The sequence below is a fragment of the Chitinophaga sp. Ak27 genome, from assembly GCF_012726295.1.
Taxonomy (GTDB): Bacteria; Bacteroidota; Bacteroidia; order Chitinophagales; family Chitinophagaceae; genus Chitinophaga.
Genome location: NZ_JABAOB010000005.1, coordinates 117,492 through 130,389, shown reverse-complemented (window position 1 = coordinate 130,389; position 12,898 = coordinate 117,492). Strand labels below are relative to the sequence as shown.

At 44.9% G+C, this 12,898-nt stretch carries 8 protein-coding genes; 1 reads left to right on the top strand and 7 read right to left on the bottom strand.

Annotated features, from left to right (window positions below):
• Positions 1-35 precede the first annotated feature (35 nt).
• From HGH90_RS17885 to prs, 5 genes are all read right to left on the bottom strand, one after another.
• Positions 36-752 (bottom strand): DUF2490 domain-containing protein, encoded by a 717-nt coding sequence (locus tag HGH90_RS17885; protein ID WP_169191661.1) that lies wholly within the window; start codon positions 750-752, stop codon positions 36-38.
• A 108-nt stretch (positions 753-860) separates the two neighbouring features.
• Positions 861-2,354 carry a SusD/RagB family nutrient-binding outer membrane lipoprotein gene (locus HGH90_RS17880; RefSeq protein WP_168766650.1) on the bottom strand — a complete coding sequence of 498 codons (1,494 nt, stop codon included), beginning with the start codon at positions 2,352-2,354 and terminating at the stop codon, positions 861-863.
• Positions 2,355-2,365: 11 nt separating this feature from the next.
• Positions 2,366-5,878, bottom strand: coding sequence for a SusC/RagA family TonB-linked outer membrane protein (locus tag HGH90_RS17875; RefSeq protein WP_168766651.1), 3,513 nt, complete (start codon positions 5,876-5,878; stop codon positions 2,366-2,368).
• Positions 5,879-6,011: 133 nt separating this feature from the next.
• The gene (locus HGH90_RS17870) at positions 6,012-6,458 is read right to left on the bottom strand and encodes a GNAT family N-acetyltransferase (RefSeq protein WP_169191660.1); all 447 of its coding nucleotides are present in this window, start codon (positions 6,456-6,458) and stop codon (positions 6,012-6,014) included.
• An 88-nt stretch (positions 6,459-6,546) separates the two neighbouring features.
• A complete protein-coding gene (gene prs / locus HGH90_RS17865; RefSeq protein ID WP_168766653.1) occupies positions 6,547-7,479 on the bottom strand; it encodes a ribose-phosphate diphosphokinase in 933 nt (310 codons plus the stop codon).
• A 162-nt stretch (positions 7,480-7,641) separates the two neighbouring features.
• On the opposite strand from prs, the gene HGH90_RS17860 reads away from it, so the two are divergent.
• On the top strand, positions 7,642-8,373 hold the full coding sequence (locus tag HGH90_RS17860; protein ID WP_168766654.1) for a carboxypeptidase-like regulatory domain-containing protein: 732 nt from the start codon (positions 7,642-7,644) through the stop codon (positions 8,371-8,373).
• A 63-nt stretch (positions 8,374-8,436) separates the two neighbouring features.
• Here the strand turns inward: HGH90_RS17860 and HGH90_RS17855 are convergent, their stop codons facing one another.
• A complete protein-coding gene (locus HGH90_RS17855) occupies positions 8,437-9,570 on the bottom strand; it encodes a hypothetical protein (RefSeq protein WP_169191659.1) in 1,134 nt (377 codons plus the stop codon).
• 15 nt (positions 9,571-9,585) lie between these two features.
• Complete coding sequence (locus tag HGH90_RS17850; protein WP_169191658.1) at positions 9,586-12,882, bottom strand: PAAR-like protein; 3,297 nt, start codon at positions 12,880-12,882, stop codon at positions 9,586-9,588.
• Between the last annotated feature and the right edge of the window lie 16 nt (positions 12,883-12,898).

Genomic DNA, 12,898 nt, shown 5'->3' with positions numbered 1-12,898 from the left:
GAATACCGGGAAGACTGTTGCCAGCAGCCTTCGCCCTAAAAATCTATTGTTTGAAATACACTGAAGTGCAGGATATGATTCATTGTCTTAGCTCCGGATGCCACCTGCACTAATTGATTCATATACCCGATGTCTGCCTTTAGCTTTGTATTGAATTGATAGCCAAATGCGGCCAGGAAGCGGTTTTGGTCAAAAAGCAGGTTACTGATATCATTTCCCCAGAGGTTCAGAAAGATTTCGTCCTGGAGTGCTACATAGAAGGGCGTGTTTTCTTTTTTATGTTTAATGCCTAACTGGGTGCGATTGAAATAGCGGAAGCGATTACCATATTTCCAGTCGCCGATGGCATCCGGATGGCCGGGTTGGGAAGGTTGGGCTACCCAGCGTTGTTCCAGCCTTAGCCGGTGTGTCATATCTAATTTTTTCTCCTTATGAATGTATTGTTCGAAGATGCGTTGTTCCGGAAGCCAGGTGTTGCTTACCCCGTTGTAGGTAGGAACGAAGGCATAGCCTAATAAAATATGATCCTGTTTGGTGAGCGAATATTGTAGTCCGCCGCGCATCAATAATTGGCCTTTGTTGCTGATACCATCCCTGATACGAAGTTGTACATCAAATGGGATGGCCCATTTGTTATTCAACTTAGCGGTGCCAAAATAAGTATACCAATGTTGGTAAGCGTGTGTAGTGCTTTGCGCAAACGTTAATTGAGCAATAGCCATTAAGGCTGCTGCCAGCAGTAGTTTCCTCATAAATGTCGAATATAGGTTGGGGTTAAAGATAGTTAATCGGGGTTAAAAAAAAGCGCCCGCAGATGCAGGCGCCGGCAGATTGTTGTTTAGCTATAGTTGATTGTTGTATCAGAATTTATTGTACCACAGTTTGGTGCCTTTGAAATCGCCGCCTATGGCAGTGGCAGCTGAATTGTAATTGGCTGTGTTTTGTGATTGTTCGGTAATAGGATAGGTTAAGCGGTATGGTACACCGTCTTTCACACTATTATCCAGCACACCTGATTTAGGTGCCATAAACAATGGTGCTCCACCTGGTTTTTTGAATTTCAGCCTGGTTCTTTCAAACCATGCCTGGAATCCTTGCGGGTAGAGGGCCAACCATTTCTGGGTACCTATTACATTACGCCAGTCTGCAGCCACATAAGGCACTTTGGCGATATATTCATCGATCGCTGTATCTGTAATGGTAGACGCGCTTGAGGTAATGTCGCGCCACCAGGTCATAGATGCTTTGATACCATTTGTATAGTGAGTAGCAGCATCGCCTACATTCATGCCCCGGGCTGCGGCTTCGGCCAGGATGAACTCCACTTCCGCATAGCTCATCAGGATACCGGGCATGGTAGCGCTATACACTTTTTTGCCTGGAGCTGAGTAATAGGTATCTCCTTTATGGTCCGGATCAGAAGTGGCCCATCCATAGGGTAATCCCCTGAACACGTTGCCATCTGCGGTAGGCCTTGCATATATTGGCAGGCGGGGATCATTCAGGCTATTCATATAGTCCAGTAAGGTGGTGCTTACCGCGAAATCGATGATAGGGCGATCTACATCATTTTGTGGATACCTGTTGGGAACATCGGCCAGGTACTGGAATTGAGCCGACTGATCATTGGAACTGATGGCCTGTTGGTAGTTGGCTTCAATAATTGCCTTCGCCTTTTGTGGATCGGCATCTGCCATCCGGATTGCCAGGCGCAACAGGAGTGAATGTCCCAGCCTTTTCCAGCTTTCTACATCTCCTTTATAGATAATATCTCCCGTATTAAAACTTGTCTGAGTAGCATCCAGCACTTTTATCTGTGCCTGGAGGATATCTATCAGGGAATTATATACTGTTTTTGCATCATCATATGCGGGCGCGATGTTGGTAGTATTCTGGAATGCCTGTGAATAAGGGATATTACCGTAGGTATCTGCCAATATCTGGAAGATCCAGGCGCGCATAATATGTGCTATGGCAGTTTGATTGGCTACGCCCGGTTCATTGAGCTTGGGCTTATTCATATTGATCAATGCATCGAGGTCGTGCAGCGATATCCTGTAAAGGTTATTCCAGAAGGTACCGTTGTTACCCTCATCCAGCTGGTATTGGCTATCGACCACCCTGGCATTGCCAGACCAGTATTGTGCATAGTGCATACCAATAAAGCCATTCTGCAAACCGCTGTAGAGTACGTCCATGGCCGATTTCTGTGCCCCGGTTAATAAGTATTGTGGCTGTGTGGTGCTTGGTTTGGTGGGATCCCGGTTCATATCGTCCAGTTTTTTACAACCGGAGATGGCCAGGGAGACTGTCAACAGTAATGCACCACTATATTTCAAAATCGTCTTAGTCATCTTCATAAAATTTAGAATGATACATTCAGGTTTATACCATAAGAGCGGAGGGAAGGCAATGCACCACCTTCAATCCCCTGGATATTAGAGGCAGAATTGAGGATGTTGGATGGATCCACATTAGGTGCATTGGACTTGATCAACCACAGGTTACGACCATAGAGGGATACCCGTACGTTTTGTGCCCCGATTTTTTTATACCAGGATTCCGGCAGGTTATAACCCAGTTTGGCTTCTCTCAGGTAGATATAACTGGCATCATACAAATTGGCTGTACTGATGGCATTTCCTCCATTATACTGGAAGTGGTCTTGTGCAGAGATATTGGTTTGATTAGGTTTTCCATCTGCTGTAACACCAGGTACGGTGATACCTGTTTCGCGGATGTTGTTGGCTACTGTGCTTTCCAGCAAACCTGATTTTTCTCCATACAGGTTGGTGTAAGAGAAGAATTTGCCGCCATGCTGGAAGTCGACCAATGCAGAGAGGTAGAAGCCTTTATAAGAGAAGGTATTAGTGATACCTCCAACATAGTCCGGATAGGCGTTACCGATATTCTGAATTGCGGAAGGCACATAGCGACCTAATGAGTCTACCACTTTTTGCCCGTTTAAGTAGGTGTAATCTGTACCGCGGAGCGTTCCCAGGGGCTCTCCTACTTCTGCTACCACGGATACTTTCTGGGTACGGCGATCGGTACCAATTGTCAGGACAGGCAGGGAGGTGTTGTATTGCGGAATGTTGAGGTTCAGCAATTTGTTGCGGTTAAACGCAATATTGGCGTTGATATCCCAGCGGAAGCCACCTTTCAGGCGGATTGGGTTTAAGTTTAAGCCAATTTCTACCCCTTTGTTTTCCACACTTCCTCCGTTTACGTAGGCTCCCAGGTAGCCGCTTGGCGCGGAAATGGGCAGGGTGATGATCTGATCTTTGGTTACGCGCCTGTAGTAAGTGAGATCGAGTCCGACACGATTATCCAGGAATTTCAGTTCCACACCGGTTTCCACTTCCGTGGTACGTTCTGGTTTCAATGCAATATTGTTATAGGTAGCATTGAACTGGCCAATGGGATTACCTCCGAATGGAGGTATATAGTCGAATGTGTTAAAGCTATGGTACGGATCAGCATCGTTACCTACTGCAGCGGCACTACCTCTTAACTTACCGTATGACAGCCATTTCCATTCTTTCAGCAGGTCGGAAAAGACGAAAGACAGGGAGGCAGATGGGTAAAAGTATTGGTTATTGCCTTTTTGCAGGGTGGAAGTCCAGTCGCTGCGACCAGTCAGGTCGAGGAACAGGAAGTTTTTATATCCCAGGTTGGCAGTGGCGAATACGGAGTTAATTTGTTTTTCGTAGTATTCGTCTATCGGCGTAGCTGTTTGAATAGAGTTATTCAGGTTATAAATATCCTTGATAATGAAGCCTCCGTTGGTGGCGCCACCGGTGGTAGTCCACAGCCTGTGCATCACATTACCGCCCACGGTAGCGTTGAGCTGGAATTCCTTTCCGAAATCTTTTTTGATATCGGCGGTTACCTGGTAGTTCATTTCCCGGGAGGTGCGGATGCGTTTGATGTAAGTACCTGGTATATAGTCCTGCGCGGTTCTTTCTTCTTCCAGGGTATTATAGTCATCCATGAATACGCGGCCGGAGAAGCTCAGCCATTTAGTGGCATCTATGTCTACACCTGCGTAGCCGTACAACCTATTGCGGCTATCTGTTTCATAATCCATATAGCGGTTCCAGTATGGGCCATTGCTGGAGGATATACCCGGATCATTCCAGGCTTTACGGTTCCAAGTAATCTGGGAGCCATCATCGTATTTGTATCTCTTCTCTTTTTCAATATCGAGTTGACGCTGACCATACATTGTAAACTGCAAGGTTGGGTTGGGGCCGGTGAAACCGGTACCAGGGCGACCTTTTACGCGGAGAGAGGTGTAGTTAATGGAGGCCACAGCTCTTACCCCTTTAGTAACTTCATAGTTTCCGTTTACTGAGAGGTTATTCCGCTTGTTGGTAGCATTTGGCAATACGAAGCTTTGGTCCATGTTGCCGTACGACAGGCGGAATCCACCTTTATCGTTGCTACCAGCGAGGGAGATATTGTTAGTAAGGGTAAAGCCGGTTCTATAGAAGTCTTTTACGTTGTTTGGATGTGGAGACCAGGTATCTGTTTGTCCGAAGAACGGGTTGTTTTTGTTTTTATCCCATGACCAGTAGGGGCGGATTTTGCGGCCATCCAATTTTGGGCCCCAGGATTCATCTACTGCATATTTTGGGAGGAGGTCGTATCTGCCTTTCCCGTTATTATCGTCGTAAGTAGCACTTTGTTCATTCAGGAATCCTTCAGGGTGTTGGTTATAGTAAAGTGTGTCGAAGCTGCCCGCACTACCGCCACCATATTGGTTTTGGTATTTGGGAAGAACGGCTACCTGGTCCACCTGTGCGTTGAGACTGTAGGTAACGCCAATGCCTTTTTCGCTGTCCGGGCGTTTTTTGGTAGTGATAAGGAGTACGCCGTTGGCTCCGCGGCTGCCGTATAAAGCAGTAGCGGCTGCTCCTTTGAGTACAGATATATTTTCGATGTCTTCCGGGTTAATATCCTGGAGGGGGCTGCCGTAGTCGTAGCCACCGCCACCGTTTTGTTGTCCGCCCTGGTTGGTAACGCTGTTCATCATGGGGACACCATCCAGGATGAAGAAGGCGTTGTTATCGCCGAGGATGGATTTTACCCCACGGATGGTAATTTTGCTGGAACCTCCCATAGAGCCGGTATTGGTACTGATTTGTACTCCTGGCACTTTACCGGAAAGCGCATTCACAAAGTTCACTTCTTTAGCTTCCTGCACAGCGCTTCCGCTCACTTCCTGTATGGCATAACCTACGGAGCGGGGATTCTTTTTAATGCCAAGGGCGGTGACTACCACTTCTCCCAGCACTTTTTTAGTGGCGCTGGAGGGCACCATGTTGATATCCAACGCGCCTCTTTTGGCAACGGGAATGGTTTGTTCGCCAAAGGTGGGAGCAGTTACCAAGATAGTATCGCCAACAGCTGCCTTGATGGTATAATTACCTGTAGGATCGGTCTGTGCATTCAATTTTGCCGTTTTATTCCGGATCACTGCGCCGGGAATGGGAGTGCCTTTATCATCTTTCACTGTTCCGCTGAGCGGAAATTTACCTACTTCACTTTTAGCGGTGGCCGGGTCCGGAGGGAGGATTAATCCAGTATCCTCTTTAGGTTTGGCAGTGGGTTTTGTTGTATCAGTAGCGGGTTTCCTGGTGGTATCCTGTTTACTGGTATCTGTTGCAGCAGGTTTAATGACTACCGGAGTAGCGGTATCCTGTTTGGGTTTGGTACTGGTATCAGCAGCGGGCTTAATGACTACCGGAACGGTGGTATCAGCCGGTACTGATCTGGCTGTGAGGTACCCTTCGGGTTTTGCGTATGCGCTGCTGGAAGTATAGCAGAAAAGGGCATAGCACAGGCCCGACCAGGCTAGTACATGGCTTCTCATTGTATAATTAAAGATTTGGTTACAAACTTTTTCGACAGGATTCCTATACTGTCTATTATCATATTGCTTATCCATCAATATAACAATACAATCAAAAGGGCTTCTACAATGGGTTGCAAAAGAAAAAAAAGTATTATTTCAGCGTTTTCCTCATTTCGTAGTGTGGGATTCCCACCTCTGTAAATTCTTCTCCACAGATTTTATAATTTAGCTTCAGATAAAAGCCTATGGCCTCTTTGCGGGCATGCATGGTAAGTATAGCGAAGTTGTTGTTACGTGCATAGGTTTCTGCAAACATGATAATTTCACGGCCAGTTCCCCTACCCTGCAAAGCCGGCGAAACGGCCATCTGCCTGAGTTGTACGGTATCTTCAGTGATGGGTGTGAGGATGCAGCAGCCTGCCATCATTTCTTTATCATTCACTGTGGTGAAACCTGCAATAAAGATGTCATTTATTTCTTTCTGCAGCTGTTCATCTGAAAAGGTAAGCCCCAGCGGTTTGCGCAGTACTTCATTACGAAGGTCGAGCATGGTGTGATAGTCGCAACTACCGTATTCGAGTATACGAAAATTCAACATATTTGCCTGGTACGTTAGTGAACGTTAAAGGTAGGCAATTGCTCCGGGAGCCGGATAAGTAAGTGTTGAAGGCAGTTCTGTAGCGGATTCAGGGATGTTGTGATTGGAAGTAATCGATGATTAGCTGACTCACCGACTTTACTTCCAGCATATCATCGTTGATGGTAAGTGCATTAGGGTGTGTGTCGGTGCATACCACCTTTTTTATGAGGCCGCTTTTTTTAATTTTATCGAAGCCATTTCCTGCAAATATGCCATGGGTGGTGATCACACAGATTTCTTTAGCGCCGGCTTCATGGTAAGATTCTGCTGCATGAATGAGCGATCCCCCGGTACGGATCATATCATCATAGATGATAACCGTTTTACCTTTTACGTCGGCATTGATACCGGTAATGGCTGTTTCATCGCCAGAGATGCGACGTTTAAACACAAAGGCTGCCGGTACATGTAGGTCATTTGCAAGTGATTCTACCCATTTAGCTCTGCCGGCATCTGTACTGGCCAATACAAAAGGCTGACCCGCTGCAAGTTCCAGGGCTGCCGCTTTTATCAGTTCTTTTGCATATAGATGAACAGGGCGAACATCGTTTTCGAAATACCAGGTAATTCCATCTACATGCAGATCTATCATTACAATCCTATTACCGCGGGAGGTATTTGGGAGAGATGAAAACAGCACCGCACGTGTCTTGGCTTTGACAATTTCCCCATATTTCACTGCCCGCTCCATGGTGGAGTATCCAAAGAAGGGGATGATAATAGTAAGGGAAAAGGCACCCAGCTGTACACAACCGCTGGCGAGGTCGTATAATTCAAGGGTTTCTTTGTCGTCGATAGTACCGCCTATTAAAATAACTTCCTTGTTACTCACACTACTTAAAATGCAGTGATAGTGCTCTCCATCGGGGAAATCGCGGATGTCTAGTACCCCGTTTTCCCAGGAAGGACCTGTAATATCGAGGATCCGGTTTTTTAAATACTGGTAGTGTTGTGTAGCAAAAACTATCTTCTGTGGCATGACATTTACCTGATAAATCTGTAATAATCATAAAAATAAGTGATTGAAGGGATATTTATAACGTTGATAATTAATATTTTTGTTAGTTAGCACTAACATGCGTCTTGTTTTTTAACTTTTCGTTTAGGGGTAGAGCATTAAATTTGAGAGATTAGCACATTCATGATTCGTATTACAGCATATATAGGAGCACTGTTTTTCTTCTTTTTCATTAGCATAGGGGGTACTGTCGCGCAGGTGAGGTTATCCGGTATGGTAGCAGATCAGGAAACCAAAACGGGATTGCCTTTTGTTACAATTGTTAACAAAAGGACCATGACAGGCGTACTCAGTAATGAAAACGGCCGATTTTATATTGAGTCGTTACCAGGAGATACGCTAGAATTTTCTATGTTGAGCTATACCACCAAGCTACTGATTACCCCGGGTATGTCTTCCACTATGGATGTGTATATGCAAAAGCGCATGTTTGAGCTGCAAGGTGTAAATGTAACGGGTAAAGGGTATAAGAAAGACTCGTTGGCGATGAGAGATGAGTATGGTCGTTATTTTAATTATCACAAGCCTGGCGCAGTAGATATATTGAAAACATTGCCTGCCAATCCTATTACGGCACTAACTTACCTGGTTCCCAGCAAAGCACGGAAGCGGAAAGAGCAGTTCCATGAACAACTGTTATACTGGGAAAAGGAAAAATTTATTGACTACCGGTATTCCCCGGAGCTGGTAGGAAAAATGACCAAGTTACAGAGTCCTGAGCTGGATTCGTTTATGCATGAATATAGGCCTGGATATCAGTTCCTCAACACTGCGTCGGATTATGACTTGCTCTTGTATATCAAGCAGTCTTTTGAGGAATATCAGAAAAAGAGACAGGATAAGAAAGAACCTTAAGAATAATAGCGCCGGGTGAAAACACCTGGCGCGTTTTTTTTATTGTTAGCACGCATTGGATTGTTATAAATCGTAGTCTGATGATTCGATTATTTTTTTTAAACTTTCCAGCGAAAAGTAATGCTGCTGCCTGATGTAGTCTCTTAATCCAGGGTCCTTTTGAATTATCCGCTCCAATACAGAAAAATCAGGCCAGTTGCTATTTAATTCTCCCAGGAATTTATGAAAGAGCGGCTCGTAAATAATAGCGATATAAGCAACAATTTTTCTTTTTTCATTGAGGGTGAATACCTCGTGTGGCTGCTCAGTAAATATCTCATCAGGCCTGTTATCATATAGCATGTTTGCATATTTATCCAGTGCATCGAGGAGCTGGTGGTCATAAGCAGCAGTATGGCTGAAGATCCATTTCAGGAGTTCTTCTTTTATTTCCAATACGCCCAGCGCATTTTTAACGAAGATGATGTTGCCTATTGTTGGCTTCCTTTCATCGTCCATATCAAGATAGTCGTTCATGACGAGATCGTTGATTTTAGGCTCTTTCGTATAGCCGAAAGAGGTGACGAGAGTTTTTAAAAGCATGGAATCTTCCTGGAGCAGATAGGCAAGATCAGGTTGGCTGTTGTTGAAGAGGTATTTGTTGAGCGATACAAGCTTCGGATGCAGGTCCATCTTGTAGTGACTCTTGTCTGTAAATATTATTATGTCTCCAAGGAGTGGCACCCATGTGATAAATTTAAACTCTCTCGAAATAAAGAAGTTATCAATTGTATAGTCAAATTCATCAGTACTCGAATCCGTTTGGAAGACGGTAGTGAAATGAGGATGTAATTTTATTTTTGAATTTGACATATGGAAGATGTTTCCAAAAATATCAATTACCTTTTTGTCAAAGAGAGTGTCTGTTGATGTCTGGTATCCTTGGTCTGCAAGCCCCTTTGCAATAATGGGCATAGCAATATCTACATCTACCTCATTGTAGGTGTAGGTAGCAGGAAGACCATCTTCTGTTGCTTCGATATGATCCTGTAGTTCCATATGGGAGGAGATTGTATCAATATTCATGTCATATAACTTTTCGGTTTGGGTAATAGTTGCACTATCTAACGTATTGCTCAGGGCACATTTTGATTGATGTTGGCAACTGGCCATTAATACTATTAGTGCAATAATAAATTTGTTTAGAAGTTGTTTCATGGAAATAAATTTTTTTCATCTCATGCCTAGGTGAAAATGGTTTTGATGGACTTTGGTGGAAAGCCCAGTTGTATTTGCTATACCTTTTTTATACGCATAGTTTTTGCTGAAATTCCATTTCTTAGCGATTGATAGGATGTTTTCAAGAGTAGAAACGAATATTCTTTCCGATCCATACGCCTTCATCGCCTCGCTCCATAGCACTTCTCCCGGCTTATTGGAGCTTCCGGGATACCGGATGTCTATGTCATTCCCATCTATGTGTCCTTTATGCCCAATATTTCTTTTATCAGCTGCGGAAATATCATTGAAGTATAGCTTGTCATTGTAGCCATTTTTGGGAAGTGAATAGAAGAAGCCGAATAATGGGGCTGCTATTTCGGGGGCGATGTAGTTGTCTCCACCTTTGTCCCGCTGCCCGTACCGGCCCCAGTTAGGGCCTGTTTCGGGGAAGGGTAATAAGTGACAGCGATTTTTTTCGAGTATATAGGTATGAGCCAGGTTACGGGAAATGTATACATCATACTGATATTTATTGCTAATAGGGTTGCGACGAACCAGGTTGCAGGTGAAGGTGTCTGCGTCGATACGGTAACGGTTTGCCATTTCGCTGCTGACGGCTTTATGGCGGCATCTGCGGACATGGAATGTAAGGGACGTGGTGTTATCGAAAGCATGTTGTTTTTCTATATGATTGCTTTTACCGTTAACAACTATTTCTTTGCCGACCTGTTGGCTTACGGCGATTGTTGCGTTCCTGCTGCAATTGGCAATCAAAGGCAGTCCTTTTGACACCCAGAACGCCATAGCTGATAGGGTGGCAATCTTCATATTGCTGGCTACGAGGTCGGGGTGGGCTATCACATCTGCCTGTTCCTTTATTGTGTAACTGTTAGCATAAGCATATGCTTCCCTGCCGGTTATCTGTATCAGTCCTCGTCCTCTAAAGTTCCAGCCATCGCCTGTAACGGTATTGCCCAGTGATTTACCTTTAGCCGATCCGGGACCATAAGCATAATTAGCGATGTGTTGCATGTTTTGCTGGCTAACGCCGGGATGAGCGGGTTTTTTCACCGGTCGTCCCCACTCCCTTGCCTTCTTGCGTCCTTCGGCGGTTTTGAAAGCCCGAAAGTTGGCAGGAAGATCTTCCCAATACCAATTGAAATTCTCTCCTTCTTTTATTTTCAGGCTGCCACCGCATTCAACGATGATTTGTGCGAAGAAGTGCGCTTTGTTCCAGCAGGAATTCATTCCTGTTAATTGCATATACTTATTGTAGATGTTTGCAATAGGTAGCAGCAGGTCTTTACCGGCATTTGGGAATATTCTCTCCAATTGTGCTGTTGTGATATTTTCTTCGCAATGGGGGCATTCCGGCGACTCATCATCTCCCAGTGATTCTCCTACGACTACCGGGGCATTGGAGCGGGCAAATTTATTCAGTAGCCCGTGGAGACCATCAGATAGCTTTATATGCTGGTAGTAGCTAACGCTAGCGGGGTTTAACAGGTTGTTGTCCGCTATTTCAGCAGGATATAGGTATTTGTCGGTTGCAGATATTTTTACTGCAACGTAGAAGCTCCGATAACACTGTTCTTCCAGGAATTTTCCTGTTTTTAAAGAAAGTGTGTTAATCAGTACATCACAGGTTTCGCTATCATTTACCCGTATCTCCTTGCGGCAATGACATATATCTTCTTCCTGGAACTTGTTTTCCCATATTTCAAATAGCAGGGTTTCGTCCGAGAGATTGTTGGTTTGTATATGTACCGTGATTTTCTCTCCATATGGATACACCTTATAGGCTGGTACATGATGGCTGTCGAAGAACTGTATAGACACTATTCCCGTGGTATCTTTTATCTGAAGGTATTTTCCCATTTCTGCTCCTCTTAGCTGGTGTTGTTTTTGAGGGAACCAGTATTTCTTGTCATGGCAGCAAATGGTTTTCATGCCCGCGAATTGTATGCTGTCTTCTCTTTGCGCTATGGCGAATAATAAATTACTGGTATCCCATCGGAAGCTGGCCGCCGTGAGGATGGGCTTTAGCTTTTGGATATTGACGGCTACTTTTAACGTACCGGTATCATCGAACTTTACCTGGCCAATTTCCTTTACGTGGCAGATACGGTGGGCTGGCGTACTTTGCAGCAGGTGCAGGGTAACAGTTTCGTTACTGGCTTCTGGGCTGGCAATAGTGATATAGATATTTTCCTGCCATCCTGCCCTCGCTTTATAGATATTTTGCTGATCAACAAAACACCAGCGGTTGACAGTAGCATATACTGCGTTTATTTCCAGTGTTTGTACTGATTGTTTTAGCCGCGCACTAATCGTAAACGTTCCCTCCTGAGATGCAAATGCGTTTTCCTGTACATCGCGGCCTGCGCCATACGGTTTCCATATAATGGGGCCATCGAGATTTTCAGCGTAGGGCATTAATGTTTGAGCTGTTAATGTATAGCGTTTGCCTATTATCCAGTTTGGATCGGAATCATTGATTTTTATTGCCTGTAATTCATTGTTTTTTACTTCGAAATACCTGCGGGCCTGCTGTGGTTTTGACGGGGGCAAGCCTATCAGTGCCGTTATGCGGTATTTCCCCGGAATGGTAAAGTGGGTATGGCCATCAAGCATAATTGATGCGCCTATACCCACTTGTTTACCATTTAAGAGCCATTGGGTGGCAGCTGCAGAGGAAGAAGACAGCTTAGCAGGGGACATCATGTCGGATGCCTGGAAACTAAGGGAGGTTCGGGGTCTAACGATATGGTTAACAAAGGGGTTAACAGTAAATGGCACGGTTGGTTTTTGTTCTGGAAATAATGGCTTTGTAGTTTGCTGATCGTTGGAGGATTGCGCTGCAGTAACAGCAGTGTTGATAGTGTCGGATGGTATGGGCGTTATCATTTCCGTAGGATGATCTGCAACCGTAGTTTCGTTGGTGTCGTTTGTAATTGGAGCTAGTGTTTGACCATGATGGGTGACAGCGATACAGGGTGTGCCGGCTACGATGCAATATGCCTTGCTGTTTTCCGTGAGTATTTGGCCATTATTAGCCAGTACTATTTGGCGTAATGTATTCCGCCATTTTGAAATGGCCGGTACGCAGGCATTTTGGGTGAGACTGCAATGTCCGAATGTAGCCGGTAGGAATGGATTTCCCAATTCTTTACTGCTGGCAACGGGCTTGATGCTGCCTGCATGGTCATTCATATATTCGTTGGTGTTCAGCACCTGGAGTTTACTGCTGGTAGTACCAAATCGGCACCGGCATACGGCTCCCTGTACCACAAAATGTTTGTCTGCCATCTTATAGTTTTACAAG